This is a genomic window from Photobacterium sp. Alg240-V54 (genome assembly GCF_900537155.1).
GTDB lineage: Bacteria > Pseudomonadota > Gammaproteobacteria > Enterobacterales > Vibrionaceae > Photobacterium.
In genome coordinates this window covers 85,706-100,926 of sequence record NZ_UNRL01000009.1, presented here as the reverse complement: position 1 = coordinate 100,926, position 15,221 = coordinate 85,706, and the positions used below count along the sequence as shown (strand labels likewise).

11 protein-coding genes and 1 riboswitch are annotated in these 15,221 nt (G+C 42.5%); of the genes, 2 read left to right on the top strand and 9 right to left on the bottom strand.

The genetic code is table 11. The features are described from left to right. Positions 1-10: 10 nt before the first annotated feature. Positions 11-2,419 carry an LPS assembly protein LptD gene (lptD, locus tag G6R09_RS17065; protein WP_163923679.1) on the bottom strand — a complete coding sequence of 803 codons (2,409 nt, stop codon included), beginning with the start codon at positions 2,417-2,419 and terminating at the stop codon, positions 11-13. 170 nt (positions 2,420-2,589) lie between these two features. Here lptD and djlA point away from each other — a divergent pair, with 170 nt between their 5' ends. Continuing rightward, on the top strand, positions 2,590-3,444 hold the full coding sequence (gene djlA, locus G6R09_RS17060; RefSeq protein ID WP_065166883.1) for a co-chaperone DjlA: 855 nt from the start codon (positions 2,590-2,592) through the stop codon (positions 3,442-3,444). A gap of 81 nt (positions 3,445-3,525) precedes the next feature. Here djlA and G6R09_RS17055 read toward each other — a convergent pair whose 3' ends face one another. The 3 genes from G6R09_RS17055 to rapA form a co-directional block, all read right to left on the bottom strand. After that, positions 3,526-4,479: a D-2-hydroxyacid dehydrogenase gene (locus G6R09_RS17055; RefSeq protein ID WP_163923677.1), complete on the bottom strand. Its 954-nt coding sequence runs from the start codon at positions 4,477-4,479 to the stop codon at positions 3,526-3,528. A gap of 66 nt (positions 4,480-4,545) precedes the next feature. Continuing rightward, complete coding sequence (gene rluA, locus G6R09_RS17050) at positions 4,546-5,244, bottom strand: bifunctional tRNA pseudouridine(32) synthase/23S rRNA pseudouridine(746) synthase RluA (protein ID WP_065166908.1); 699 nt, start codon at positions 5,242-5,244, stop codon at positions 4,546-4,548. 156 nt (positions 5,245-5,400) lie between these two features. After that, positions 5,401-8,322, bottom strand: a complete 2,922-nt coding sequence (gene rapA / locus G6R09_RS17045) for an RNA polymerase-associated protein RapA (protein ID WP_163923675.1) — start codon at positions 8,320-8,322, stop codon at positions 5,401-5,403. 325 nt (positions 8,323-8,647) lie between these two features. On the opposite strand from rapA, the gene G6R09_RS17040 reads away from it, so the two are divergent. Further along, positions 8,648-10,024, top strand: coding sequence for a PhoH family protein (locus G6R09_RS17040; RefSeq protein ID WP_065166880.1), 1,377 nt, complete (start codon positions 8,648-8,650; stop codon positions 10,022-10,024). A gap of 89 nt (positions 10,025-10,113) precedes the next feature. On the opposite strand, the gene thiQ is transcribed toward G6R09_RS17040, so the two are convergent. From thiQ to leuD, 5 genes are all read right to left on the bottom strand, one after another. Continuing rightward, the gene (gene thiQ / locus G6R09_RS17035; protein ID WP_065166879.1) at positions 10,114-10,842 is read right to left on the bottom strand and encodes a thiamine ABC transporter ATP-binding protein; all 729 of its coding nucleotides are present in this window, start codon (positions 10,840-10,842) and stop codon (positions 10,114-10,116) included. Next, positions 10,835-12,442, bottom strand: coding sequence for a thiamine/thiamine pyrophosphate ABC transporter permease ThiP (thiP, locus tag G6R09_RS17030; RefSeq protein ID WP_163923673.1), 1,608 nt, complete (start codon positions 12,440-12,442; stop codon positions 10,835-10,837). The genes thiQ and thiP overlap by 8 nt, the downstream gene beginning before the upstream one ends. A gap of 12 nt (positions 12,443-12,454) precedes the next feature. Next, positions 12,455-13,453 (bottom strand): thiamine ABC transporter substrate binding subunit, encoded by a 999-nt coding sequence (thiB, locus tag G6R09_RS17025; RefSeq protein ID WP_163923671.1) that lies wholly within the window; start codon positions 13,451-13,453, stop codon positions 12,455-12,457. A 104-nt stretch (positions 13,454-13,557) separates the two neighbouring features. Then, positions 13,558-13,674: riboswitch (TPP riboswitch) on the bottom strand. A gap of 28 nt (positions 13,675-13,702) precedes the next feature. Next, entirely contained in the window at positions 13,703-14,485 is a 783-nt protein-coding gene (locus G6R09_RS17020; protein ID WP_065166876.1) for a DUF547 domain-containing protein, read from the bottom strand. Positions 14,486-14,611: 126 nt separating this feature from the next. Beyond that, entirely contained in the window at positions 14,612-15,214 is a 603-nt protein-coding gene (leuD, locus tag G6R09_RS17015; RefSeq protein ID WP_065166875.1) for a 3-isopropylmalate dehydratase small subunit, read from the bottom strand. Positions 15,215-15,221: the final 7 nt, after the last annotated feature.

Here is a 15,221-nt window from a genome sequence, read left to right as displayed (position 1 = left end):
GCCACGATCATTAATTTTTAAGTGTAAATGGGTCAGCATAGCCTAAGATATTGCCGCCATCATCAGAAGCTTGACCTAATGGTCGTGCACCTTGTAGTCCTAGCAGACTAAATGAGAAACTGACATTGCTATCATATTCAGTAAAGTCTTGACTTAATGGATCTTTCGCATAGCGATTATAGCTTAGACCAATCATCCAACATGCTGAGCGGTAAACTAAGCCTACACGACTCTCTAGCATTTTATTGACATTCATGTCTTGGAAATAATCTGCAGTAATATCAATATTATCGTTAATAGGGAAACCCGTCGATAGACCTAATTGTGAGATACCATCTCGTTTACCATTAGTATTAGGGATCACTGGATTTGGATTAGCAACGTATTGATTTAGATAATTACTGGATACGTAACGGTAACTTGGTTGAATGAAAACACGTCCATTACGGTATTCAACCGCGGTACTGCCTTGCTGGACTTCATTTTCACTTGAGTCATATTGCATTGAACTCTTGAAGAATAAATTATCATCAAGGTTAAATTCGGTTTCTAATGCAGTTGCAGAATAGCTTTTTGCTTCACTGCCATCAGCGACCGGTTTATCAATATAGAATATTTGACCCAATGAAAGGGTAAAACGTTCCTTAAAATTAGCATCATAATAACGTGTTGTGGCGCCGACCGTAAATTGGTTGGCAGGTGCAATGTAATCTTGACCACTGTAGGTACGGTCGCTAAACAAGCCATAATAGTCTTGTTGTAGACGGGTTGAATCGTAACCACCGCCATTATAATTAACAGGGTTATAAATCCCAGATTGATCAACATTTTTAACGTATAAGTATTGCAGCTGTGGCTCTAAACTTTGAGTGTAATGTTCACCCATAATGGAGGTGTCGCGCTCAAAATATAAGCTACTGTTAACTCTAAATTCAGGAACAGTGCGATCAACTGTTTTATCTAGGGTGCTTAAATCAGAGTTTTGTTTTACATCAAACTTTTGATTGTAATGAGCATAATTTAATTTTGCTTGGGTGGTAACCGACCACCATGGTGTCGCATAAGGTAAGGTTAATGTTGGATCAATAGTAACCCGATCTGCGGTTGGCTTAGTACGATCATCTGTATCAAATTTACTGATGCTCATCGGCAGCGTAAAATCTAAACCGTATGGTAGATCCGATTTGTAGTACGTGCTTGATAGTTGAGGCATTAGCCGGTATTGAGTGCCTTCGCCACTTTCTGTCAGTGGTTGAAAGTCACGTACCATTAAACTGGTGTCCCAGCTAGCATTACGGTATGCCAATGATGCTGTTTGCAGCAGGTTATTATCTTCACGTTGACCAATAATCGAATCAACGTCATCAAAATATTTAGGATCACTGACCTTGCTGTAATCAATATTCAGCAACCAGTTTTTATTAATAATTCCGCTGTGTGTCCATTGAATACCCCAGCGTTTATCATAATCTTGATGCTTTTTATCGTGACCTAAATATTCACCGATCATCTTGCCTTGACCAAAATCAGTCAAATAACGGAACTCAGAGGTTAATTGCAACCCACGATGGTTCATGTATTTAGGCGTAAAAGTTAGATCGTAATTAGGGGCGATATTCCAATAAAAGGGGGTTTCAAGCTCCATGCCGTTCTTGGAGCCGTAGGTAATCGATGGGTAAAGGAAACCGGTCAGACGTTGATCTGTTACTGGTACGCGTAACCACGGTAGATAAAAAATCGGGAAATCGAGTACTTCAAAACGGGCGTTATATAAATCTGCAAATGGTGATTCACCTTCACGCTCTAGACTACCAGCAGCAAAACGCCAGCTCTTATCGCGACTAGGACAGGTGGTGTAAGTGCCATCCTTCATTTCATAAAATTGAGTACCGTCAACATTGCGACGTTCAATTAACTTGGCATCACCACGACCAGCCTGACAGGTCATCTGGTAGACAGCGTCATCCATTTGAGCATCTTTAGTATCAAGATCGCTAGTTAGGCGTTTGGCATCGATATCCATGCTGCCATCTTGATAGAAAACATTACCGTTAGCGGTCACAATATTGTCTGGTTGTTGTAGGGTTGCTTTATCGGCAACAATCGTACGAGTCCCTTGCTTGACGATCACATCACCCGAATAAACGGCGGTTTTATTCTGCTGTGCTTCTACTCGGTTAGCACTGATATGGATTGGTTCGTTGTTGGTATCTTGTTGGCGATCTTTTTCTGGAATACAGACGCCACGTACCATCGCAAGAGGATCTTTGCTACCATGAGCCGCATCATTAGCGGGATCTGCAATGGTAGGTTGGTTGTGACTATCACCACTTGTAGGAGTGATGTCGGCAGCCATTGCTGGGCCATAAAGGGCCAAGCTAATCATTGTGGCTAGTAAACTGTGAGAGGTAAGTGACATCTAATTCAACATTCCTGTATCAATTTGGTGCAAGGCGAATTGTTGCGCTTTTTACAAGCATTCCCGACAAATGACAGCTATCATAATGCAAATTTAACGCGACGGCATCTTTTCAGCGCATGCTGTTGGGTAAACAGTGAAAAAATTAACGAATTACCAGAGAGTATAGAATGCAGAGAACAGGTATATGGGGAAAAATTTTCGGTGCTCTACTGGGAATCTTACTTGGCCCTAAATATATAGGTTTTTTAATAGGCTTATTTATTGGTCATCAATTTGATAAAGCTTATGCGCGCCAGATGAATGGCGGCTTTGGTGGATTTGGTGGTAAAAATGCCACTAATGCTGAGCGCCAAGCCGAGTTTTTTAATGCCTGTTTTGCCACCATGGGCCACATGGCTAAAGCTAAAGGCCGTGTGACTGAAAATGAAATTCGAGTGGCGAGTACGATCATGGATCGGATGGGGTTGCAAGGTGAGTCTCGTCGCCAAGCGCAAAATGCGTTTCGTGAAGGTAAAGAAGATAACTTCCCATTAGAAGCAACCCTTAATCGTGTTCGTAGCCGTGCTGGGCGGGCAGATTTATTACAGTTTTTCTTAGAACTGCAAATCCAAGCGGCATTTGCTGACGGTCAATTACACCCGAAAGAGCGTGAGTTATTGCATGTGATTGCGCGTTACCTTGGTTTTTCAGAAGCACAACTTGAGCAACGTTTGCAAATGCAAGAAGCCGCATTCCGTTTTCAACAGGGTGGCTTTCATCAGCAGTATCACCAGCAGGGTGGTGGTTTTCAAGCGCCGCCTACACGCGATCAGTTAGCGGATGCATTTAAAGTATTAGGTGTAAATGATGACGCTTCAGCGCAAGAAGTTAAACGTGCCTACCGTAAACAAATGAATGAACACCATCCTGATAAGTTGGCGGCTAAAGGTTTACCACCAGAAATGATGGAAATCGCTAAGCAAAAAACCCAAGAGTTACAGGCTGCTTATGATTTGATCCGTAAAGAAAAGGGCTTTAAATAGCCTATTAATCGCCACGATGGTTGAATCGTTATATAAAAAAGCGAGCGTAAAAGCTCGCTTTTTTATGGCTAAAAATCGAGGTTAAAGCTGATTTTTATCGGTGCCTAAATGGAAGCTATTAATATTATCAATCAATTGATTGACTAATGTTTGAATGGCAGAGTCTGAACCCCACGCCACATGTGGGGTTAAAATTAAATTTGGTAAATGACTATGGGCAATTAAAGGGTTCGATATTGGGGCTGGTTCTTGAGTAAAGACATCAATTCCCGCACCTGCAATTTGGTTTGTTAGTAATGCGTCAATTAACTCGACTTCATTTATTAAGCCACCACGACCTGTGTTGATAATAATTGCGCTTGATTTCATTAAAGCAAATTGTGGTTTTGCAATCATATTGGTGGTTGCTGGAGTGAGTGGGCAATGAAGGCTAATGATGTCGGCTTCACGCAACACTTGCTCAAAAGGGTGGTAACCATCTCGGCACTGGCTTGCTCCTGCATGCTCGGCAAATAACACCTCCATGCCAATGGCGCGTGCCAGTGTCGCAACAGCCTGACCTAAACTGCCGTTACCAAAAATACCTAGGGTTGAGCCTGCAACATCAGTAATGGAATGAGTGAAAAAACAAAATTGGTGCTGGCGTTGCCATTCACCGTTAGCGATATCTTGTTGATAACCTGCCAAGTTACGTTTGAGGGCAAAAATCATCGCAATAACGTGCTCTGGTACTGAGCGGGTGGCATAACCTTGAATATTAGCCACTTTAATATTGTGGCTACGACAGTAATCGAGATCAACATTATTGGTGCCCGTCGCAGCAATGGCTATAAATTTAAGCTGGGGTAATTGTGCCAGTACTTGACTATCAAGGATGACTTTATTAGTGATCGCGATCGTCGCATGTTGAAGTCGTTCAATGACTTGTGTTGGCGTTGTCGTTTCGTATTGATGCCATTGATGACAAAAATTAGGACGAGGAAGGCTGATATGCGCCGGAATGGTTCCATGATCAAGAAAAACGATGGTTTCCATGGGTAACCTCAATAAACAATGAATGCAGGCTTTACGCTAGCATTCATTATTCAAGATGCCTACCGCTTACGGGTAAATTGTTTGAGTCGGTGCTTGTGGGTAAAACTCACACGGTGCAAAAAGGTGCATCGGCTCATTGCTACCAGGATGGGTAAACGTTAGCTCTGCTGCATGCAATAACAGTCGTGGTGATGCTGCAATGGCTTCATCATTGGCATAGAACTTATCACCTAAAATTGGGTGTCCTAGTGCTTGCATATGCACTCGCAGCTGGTGTGAGCGCCCCGTGATTGGTAATAATCGAACTAAGGTGCTGTTTTCGTCGCGACTTAATACTTCATAATGTGTCACTGACGGTTTGCCATCATCAAAACACACTTTCTGACGCGGACGGTTAGGCCAATCACAAATCAAGGGTAAATCGACCGTACCACTATCATGTTCAAGATGTCCCCATACTCGTGCGTAATAGACTTTTTTGGTTTCACGTTCACGAAATTGCGCTTTGAAATGGCATTCAGCAGCTTTATTGAGTGCCAATACAATTAAACCTGATGTCCCCATGTCTAACCGATGTACGATTTGTGATTGCGGATATTGTTCTAATACGCGCGCAAATACACTGTCATGATGCTCAGGTTGACGACCTGGATTTGATAACAGACCTGCAGGTTTGTTGACGGCAATAATATCGTTATCAACAAAAAGGGTATCTAGCCAAGGATCGGTCGGTGGGTTGTAGTTCAACACAGGCAATGGTTTCATGGTGCGCTCGTTGGTGTGAGTGAAAAAATTGGTCAGCATACTAATATGAATACCTTACAATTGGTATGTATATAGCACTGCAGCGATAAAAAACCGCCGATAGCATGCAGTAAACATATCATCGGCGGCTAAATTTTAGAGCGGTAACATCAATAATTAGTTGTGGCTTACAACTATCAGACGTAATGAATCGAGTTGAATCTGAGCTTTAGCAATGTAGTCTGTTAAATCTAAAATTTGAGATTCAATTAACTCTAGCTCGTCATCACGAATGTTCGGGTTAACTGCTTTTAGTGCTAGTAAACGTTGATGTTCAGCACGTAATGTCGCTTCCATCTCAGCTTGTGCTTGGCTACGTACAGAGACTAACTCTTTGTCAATTTCACGTTCAGCATGAGCAATAAGAGTATGGATATCTTTTTGTACTGAGTTAACCAACTTACTGCCTAAATGGCGGTTAATCGGGCTTAACTGACGGTTAAAGCTTTCAAACTCAACATTGGCAGACAGGTTGTTACCTTTACCATCAAGCAGAATACGAATCGGTGTTTTCGGTAAGAAACGACCAATGCCTGATTGTTTTGGTGCTTGGGCATCAACCACGTAAATCAGCTCTAATAACAATGTACCGACTGGCAGTGCTTTATTTTTTAGCAATGAAACAGCCGTTGTACCCACGCCTTCGCTTAATAGTAATTCGATACCACCTTGAATCATTGGGTGCTCCCAACTGATAAAGTGCAGATCTTCGCGTGATAACGCAGTGTTACGATCAAAGGTGATCGTGCAGCCGTCATACGGTAAGCCTGGGTAGCTTGCGACCATCATGTGTTCTGAAGGTGTAACAACAATGGCGTTTTCACCTTTATCGTCTTGGTTAAGACCGATAGTGTCAAATAAGCCCAGCGCGAAAGAAACTAAGTTAGTATCGCCGTCTTTGCTACTGATTTGCTCAACTAATTGTTGCGCTGCTTCACCACCATTAGAGTGAATTTCAAGAAGGCGATCGCGACCTTGCTCTAATTTCGCTTTAAGTTGGTTATGCAGTGCTGCACTTTGAGTGATCACCGCTTCCAATGCATCATTGTCTTGCTTATCGCTGGCAAGTAGCGTGATTAAGTCCTCACATACCGCTTCATAAACCGGACGGCCTGTTGGACAGGTTTCTTCAAAGGCGTTTAAACCTTCATTAAACCAGCGTGCCAGTAATGCTTGTGAAGTACCTTCAAGGTGCGGCACATGAATTTCAATTTCACGTTGTTGACCAATACGATCTAAACGACCAATACGTTGTTCTAGTAAGTCTGGGTTACTTGGTAAATCAAACATCACCAGTTGGTTTGCAAATTGGAAGTTACGTCCTTCAGAGCCTATTTCAGAACAGATTAATACCTGAGCGCCACTTTCTTCTTGAGCAAAATACGCAGCTGCTTTGTCGCGCTCAATGATCGACATTCCCTCATGGAACACCGTTGCACGAATACCTTCACGTTCACGTAATGCTTGCTCTAACGTTAATGCCGTTTGTGCACGAGAACAGATCACTAATACTTTTTCATTACGATTAGCTTTTAGCATATCTAACAGCCAGCTAATCCGAGGATCAAAGTTCCACCATGTGGCAGACTCACCTTCAAATTCTTGATAGATATCTTCTGGGTAAAGCAGTTTAATCGCTTTTTCGTTAATGCTTAATTTACCTGACATCATGGCAGCAACACGCATTGCGGTGCTGTACTGATTTGGCATTGGCAATGGGTACATATTAAGGTGACGCTTAGGGAATCCTTTGATTGCAGAGCGAGTATTACGGAACAATACGCGACCGGTGCCGTGGCGATCCATTAGATTACGGATCAACTCGTGGCGTGCTTCAAGGGCCTCAGCATCATCTGCAGTGGTAGCATTTTCAATCGCAGTGATCATCGGCTCAACATCTTGACCTGCCAATAAGTCGATGAGTGTTTGCTTAGCGTTGCTATCAAGTGTTTCACCTGCCAATAATTTCGATACAGCATCGGCAACAGGTTCGTATTGACGTTCTTCTTCAACAAACGCTTCATAATCGTAAAAACGGTCAGGATCTAATAAGCGTAGGCGAGCAAAGTGGCTTTCACGGCCTAATTGTTCAGGGGTTGCTGTTAGCAATAATACCCCAGGGGTTTTTTCTGCAATCGCTTCAACTACTTGATATTGACGACTAGGACGCTCTTCGCTCCACTCTAGGTGATGGGCTTCATCGACTATCAATAAATCCCAATCGGCATCTAGGGCTTGTTCAAAGCGACGACGACTTTTGCGTAGAAAATCCAATGAACATAATACAAACTGTGCGGTATCAAAAGGGTTGGCAGCATCGGCTAACGATTCAACACAGCGCTCTTCATCAAAAATAGAAAAATGCAGATTAAAGCGGCGCATCATTTCTACTAACCATTGGTGCTGCAGGGTTTCTGGTACCAAAATTAGAATACGTTCAGCACGACCAGACAGCACTTGCTGGTGGATAATCATGCCTGCTTCAATGGTTTTACCTAAACCAACTTCATCAGCCAGTAATACACGTGGTGCGTAACGACGACCGACTTCATGAGCAATGTAAAGCTGGTGTGGAATTAAACCTGCACGCATGCCACACAGGCCACGTAATGGGCTTTTTAACTGCTCATATTGATTTTTTAGGGCACGGTAACGTAGTGCAAAACGATCCATGCGATCGATTTGACCTGCAAAGAGCTTATCTTGTGGTTTATTGAATCGAATTTGATGGCTTAAAAAGATCTCTCGTAACGCAACATCACTTTCTTCGGTGTCGGTACGGGTACCGATATAAGTGATAATTCCTTTATCTTCTTCGATCGCAGTTACTTTTAACGACCAGCCTTCATGGCTTTCAATCACATCGCCAACATTAAACATTACACGGGTAACGGGTGCATCATGGCGAGCGTATAAACGGTTTTCATCTGATGCTGGAAACATCAAGCTAACAGTGCGTGGCTCAATAGCAACGACTGTGCCCAAACCTAAATCACTTTCTGTATCACTGATCCAACGTTGACCCAAAGCAAATGGCATAGTGCTAAAAACCTTCTAATTATTTGATATAAAGGAAAATGTTATAATTCGCGTTGTCTGTTTATCGTCTATAATAAAACTAAAGGCATAGATGGATAATACGCCAACCGCATAACTCAAAAATGGGGGGAGTTATGTTACTGCATGATGTGATTAAGGTCACGGTGAAAGTGTCTAAAAGAGGCGTGAGTCTCATTGTCATTTTAGTTTCATTTATCTCGGTCTTAATAGTTATTGTGTCACTATTTAACTAAATCACTGATTTTGAAGTAAGCTAAAAGAGGGTAGTAAGTTGCTTGCTATCCACTCTACCAAGGAGGTGCTTATGGACAACGCCGAACGGAAACTATTTGTATTAGATACAAATATTCTGCTTCATGAACCTCTCGCTATCTTCTCTTTCCAAGAGCACGACGTGGTGATACCCATGACGGTTTTGGAAGAGCTAGATCGTATCAAAGACAGTAAACGTGATGTTTCCCGTGATGCAAGGGTAGCTATTCGCGCCCTTGAAAATATTTTTCACGATGCAACCCCAGAGCAAATTGCAGCGGGTATCACCTTTAATGATAAAATTGCTCACAATGGCACTATCGCTATTTTTGCTGACTATGAAGTTAAGCAAACGGTACATGCGTTTAGCGATAAAGCCGGTGATAATCGAATTCTTAATAGCGTACTTTTTTTACAACAAAAACATGCTCCAAGAAGCGTAGTCTTAGTCACTAAAGATATCAATATGCGCCTACGAGCAAAAGGTGCTGGAGTATTGAATGTCGATGACTATCGCTCAGATCAATTGATTGATGATGTGGCTTTACTTAGTAAGGGGTTTCATCGTTATAGTGGTGATTTTTGGAGTAATGTTGCGGAATGTCATTCTGAAAATCGAGGTAGCTCAACCTTACATACCTTGCCAAAATCGTTATTTGAAAGCCCTTATGTGAATCAATATTTACTGGATGATAGTCAAGAATTTGCCGCGCGTATAAAAACGATTGAAGGTGAAGAGGTCACCATTAAAGATATTAGTTATGAGCGCTTAATGCACCGTCAGGCATGGGGAGTGCATCCTAAAAATATTTATCAGGGAATGGCGTTGGATGCGATGCTCGATCCTAACATTGATTTGGTGATCTTAACCGGCCCTGCAGGGTGTGGTAAAACCATTTTAGCCATGGCAGCGGCACTGGAACAAGTGATAGAAAAAGGCATGTATGACAAAATTATTGTCACTCGAAATACCCCTGAAATTGCTGAATCTATCGGTTTTTTACCGGGTACCGAAGAAGAGAAAATGCTGCCGTGGTTAGCTGCCGTCACCGACACCATGGAAGCGCTACATAAACATGATGTCTGTACTGATGGCTCAATGAAATACATTTTTGATAAAGCCAATATTCAATTTAAATCGATAAACTTTATGCGTGGGCGTTCCATTCAAAATGCGTTTGTATTGCTGGATGAGTGCCAGAATTTAACCGCTTCTCAAATTAAAACCATTATTACCCGTTGTGGTGAAGGCACTAAGTTGGTGTGTTCGGGTAATTTGGCGCAAATTGATTCGAATTATTTATCACCTGTGACATCAGGCTTAACCTATATTGTTGAACGGTTTAAACATTTTGATGGTAGTGCCAATATTTATCTTAATGGTGTGGTACGAAGTCGTTTAGCCGAGTTTGCAGAAGAAAACCTTTAAGCTAATTATTGTGTTATTGATTAGCTTGACAAAATAAAGCGGGCTCAACGCATGGATGTGTTGAGCCCGCAGTCATTTATTTGGCTTATTTAATCTGCCGTTAATCCAAGATAGCGGCGTAAATCTGGGTGTTGCGGATGATTGAGAAGGGCGTTGGTATTCCCCTGAGCTTTAATTTCACCGTCATCAACAAAGATACACTTATTGGCTATTTTGTTAGCATCTTCAGGGCTATGAGTGATCATTAACACGGTAATTGCTTGCTGTTGCGCTAATTGTTGTACCAATTTGAGCATGTCGTTACGCAGGGCGGGATCAAGTGCCGAGAAGGGTTCATCAAGCAATAATAGTGGCCGTTGACGAATAAGACAACGCGCAAGGGCGACCCGTTGTCGCTGACCTCCGGATAGGTTTTCGGGTAAGCGGGTTAAATAGGATTCTAGCCCAACTTTGGCTGCAGCGTCGTGTACTTGCTGTTGCTGCTGAGGGGTAAGTTTCAGACGTGGATCAACCCCGAGCGCAATATTTTCATAGACGCTAAGGTGAGGAAATAAATTGTGTTCTTGAAACAACATTGATAATGGTCGTAGAGCGGGATCCAATCCAATAATTGACTGCTGGTGGATATGAATATCACCACTATTTGGTTGTAGAAAACCAGCAATAAGTGCTAAGAGCGTACTTTTCCCTGCGCCACTTGGCCCAATAAGCGCAGCAATATCCCCTTGCTGAAGGCTAAAGTTAAAGCTTAACGTCATTGGCTGTTCATGTTGGCGTTGCGGCTGATAGGTGTAACTGAGTTGGTTGACATTAAGCATGGTGTTTACCTTTAGTGCGTCGAGGTTGAACGCAGTATTCAATCGCGCTAAATAAGCCCAAACTGAGCAGTAATAGTAATAATGCCGCCACCGCAGCCCCATCCATACGGTAACTGCCCATTAATTGAAATAAATACAGTGGTAGGGTTTGGAAATCTTGACTGCCAAATAAAGCGATCGCGCCGAGATCGCCTAATGACAGCACTAAACTAATAGCCAGTGATTGTGCGATTGGTTTACGTAAGGCTCGCCATTCTACTAATCGTAACCGCGACCAGCCGCTCATGTTTAAACTTCGACATAACGTGTTGTATTGCTGGGCAATGTGTAACATCGGTTGGCTAAGCGTTTTGATCACATAAGGCAACGCCATTAACGCATTAACCCCAACCACGACCCAAAAAGCGGCGCCATAGGCATCAGTGTATTGGCGTAATAGTAAGAAGATACCGGTGCTTAACACTAACCCTGGAGTGACTAATATAATGGTACCGATCATCTCGATACTATCGGCACCAATAGCGTGTTTATTTAAACGTAACTGACGGCTAGCCAATAGGATCATCACTCCAAACACAAACGCTAACCCACATGCTACTAGCGCTATTTGCAGTGAATTAGCCACTGCATGCCATAATGCTGGCTGTTGTAATAACTGCGGTAACTGGCGATTAAGTCCTGCTACAAATACCGCAATAATCGGTGGGATCACCAGTAATATCGCAGCGGTGATCCAACTCCAATCCCAGCATTTTGCGCGCCAGTTATCTTGATAGTTGGCCACATTGTTACCAACAGAAGCGCTAAAAGTTGCTAGTGGTTTTGCAAAGCGGTGACTAAGTAGTACTAATCCACCACAAAGTAGCATTTGCCACAGCGCTAAAATAGCCCCTGTAGCAAGATCGAAGTCATAGCGAATCGCTTGGTAAATTGCCAGTTCAATGGTGGTTGATTTCGGGCCACCACCTAGCGACATGATCACCGAAAAACTGGTAAAACACAGCATGAAAATGAGCCCAGCAACATGAGGTAATTGTTGGCGTAGCCGTGGCCAAGCAACGAACTTAAATTTATGCCAGCCGCGAATGCCTAAATGGGCCGCTAATTGATGTTGTTCATGGGGGATTGATTCTAGACTTTGAAGTAAAAACCGCACCGCTAACGGCAAGTTAAGAAACACATGCGCCAGTAAAATGCCGCTTAAACCATAGATGTTTAGCCGTGGTAATCCCAACAGGTTTAATCCATGGCTAATAATGCCACTTTTACCGTAGATAGCTAATAGACCAAACACCGCCACTAATACTGGCATTACGAGCGTCATTGCAAACAAACGTAATAGCAGCTGTTTACCAATAAAATGGCGTCGTGATAGCGCGTAAGCTATTGCAATTGCAGGTACGATACTAAGTAGCATCGATAGCAAGGCTTGGTAAAAACTAAATCGAGTCACATGACGTAGATAAGGATCGTGCCATAAGCTACTTAGTTGCCATTGCCCAGCATGGAGTATCAGGCTAGTGATCGCAGCGATCACCAATAAGAGAATAAGCCCAGCACTGAATAGTCCGGGCAATAGTTGAGTTACAGGTTTATTCACAGCGGTATGCCATTATTGGGTCAGCGCTTGCTGCCACTCTCTAATCCATGTTTTACGCTTTTGAGCCACTTCATCGGCACTAAATTCTAATGCTTTATCAGGAATGGTTAATTGCTTAAAAGCGGCTGGCAGTGGCTGTTTGGTGACCGGATACATCCAGTTGTGAGTCGCGATTTGAGATTGAAAAGCGTCACTAACAATAAACTGCATAAATTGATCGGCAAGTTTAGGATGGGGGCTATTTTTCATTTTAGCGGCCACTTCCACTTGCATATAATGGCCTTCTTTAAAATTAGCCGCTTTATACTGGTTTTTGTGCTCTTCGATGATGTGATAGGCCGGTGAGGTGGTGTATGACAATACCATATCGGCTTCACCATCAAGGAACATGCTGTAAGCTTCTGACCAGCCTTTAGTTACCGTCACCGTATGTTTGGCAAGCTGTTGCCATGCAGCGGCGGCTTTATCACCATATACCGATTTCATCCATAGCATCAGCCCTTGCCCTGGGGTTGAAGTGCGAGGATCTTGATAGATGACACTGATATTTTGATCGTTAACCAGCGCTTTTAAACTGGTGGGTGGATGGGGTAATTTGGTGCTGTCATAAACAAACGCAAAATAGCCATAATCATAGGGAATAAAGGTATCGTCATGCCAGCCTTTAGGTAAGGTTAATTTACTTAGATCAACATGTTGTTTTGCCAGTAGTCCCGTTTGTTTGGCTTCAGTCATCAGGTTGTTATCAAGCCCCAATAGAATATCCGCTTGGCTGCGGTTGCCTTCTAAACGGACTCGATTAAGAATCGAGACGCCATCTTCTAAAGAGACAAAGTTAACTTTGCAACCATCGCATTGGGCTTCAAAGGCTTTTTTGATAATAGGCCCTGGACCCCACTCAGATGAAAATGAGCTGTAAGTATAAACATTAAGGGTGTTATCGGCCGCTAAGGCGTTATTTGACAATAACGCTATCGATATTAGCGGTAAAAGTGTGTAACTGATTTTCACTATGCGCTCCTGATGTCAGCATCCTGCGAACAAAATAAAAGAGAGAGCGGCACAGGCTTGAGAGGGTAAATATCAGCTGTAATAGCAGATGGGCAATGGTAGATACCAGTGCGTTTCTCAATTCCTACGCCAGCATTACCTGGTTCAGGTTCAATGGGTTCTGCTATATCAATCAAGATAATAACAACAATCTCAGCCTAGTGGCTCCCCAATGAGAACGCGAGTATTGTACCTGTAATGGTTGTTAAGTTATAGCTTCCTATTTAACAACCAGTTGTAATCATATTTGAGGCTATTAGTGTTGATTTTATTATCAGTGCGGTAATGATTTATATGCTGTAATAACGCTTGTTGATTGCCAAAATCACTACTATACCAATCATAAATAGACGATAAAGTGGTTTGTTTGGAATTGATTCGTACCCCTTTATCACTATTGATAAAGCGACTGGCAGCTGCATCAAGTTGGCTATTTAGTTGCTGGCTATCAAACACGTGTGGCAGTAAATCGGGACAGCCTAAACTGGCACAATTAACCGCATAATGGATACGAGGATCACGCCAAATAGGGCGCAATATTCGATGTTCAATATCGTTAAGACTAAGGGTTTTATTATTGATGGTTACAATGGCTTGATCCCATGGTCCAAAACTGAAAAAGCCGCCCAGTTTAGTGATTGAAGTTAGAGGATAATTATCAATGATCAATTGTACTGTTAGGGCATTGTATAGATTAACCCAGTAAGCAAATTGCACCTTGCGATTATATTGGCGTGGGTCAAGTTTAGTTAAGTGACTAATATAATTCTGTAATAGTTGTTTATCAGCAGGGGTAACTGCGTTGTAGCGAAACAGTGTTTGTTGAGGTTGTACGACTAAATATTTATCCAATAGCTGTTGCCATTGGTGATGATCAATTTGACGTTGATCTGTGGCACGTTGATCTTGCCAATAAGGTAATAGATCTGCTTTTGGCGCTGCGAAAAGATTCACCGACCATAACATTAATAACAAGCCTAAGATTACGCGCATAAATATTCCATTGATAAAAGAAGATAACAATTAAGACCGCCATAAAATGGTATTTATTACACTGTACATTATGACATGCTAAACAAACGCCTGCTGATGAGCAGGCGTTTTTATTAGCCGAGCGAGCTACGCAAGATAAGTGGGAATATTGGCTTCGTAATCGGTAATTTTTGCTTGGTGTTGCAGGGTTAAGCCAATGTTATCAAGTCCGTTTAATAAGCAGTGACGACGAAATTCATCAATTTCAAAGGAGTATTGATGGCCATTAGCACTGACAGTCATAGCTTCAAGATCAACCGTGATCGTTGCGCCAACGGTTGTTTCAACAAATTCAAATAATTGATCAATTTGTTGTTCGGTCAGGCGAACAGGAATCATTTGGTTATTGATTGAATTACCATAAAAAATATCAGCAAAGCTAGGTGCAATCATGACTTGAATGCCGTAATCAGCCAAGGCCCATGGTGCATGTTCGCGCGATGAGCCACAGCCAAAGTTTTCACGTGCCAGTAAAATGGTTGCGCCTTGGTAGCGCGAAGCATTCATTATGAAATCAGGATTAGGCTGTTTACCAGCATCGTCTAAAAAACGCCAATCATGAAATAAATGCTGCCCAAAACCTGTACGCGTCACTTTTTGTAAAAACTGCTTTGGAATAATGGCATCGGTATCAATATTGGCAGTATTTAATGGCACCACCAATCCGGTATGTTGAGTAAAACCTGTCATGTTCAAA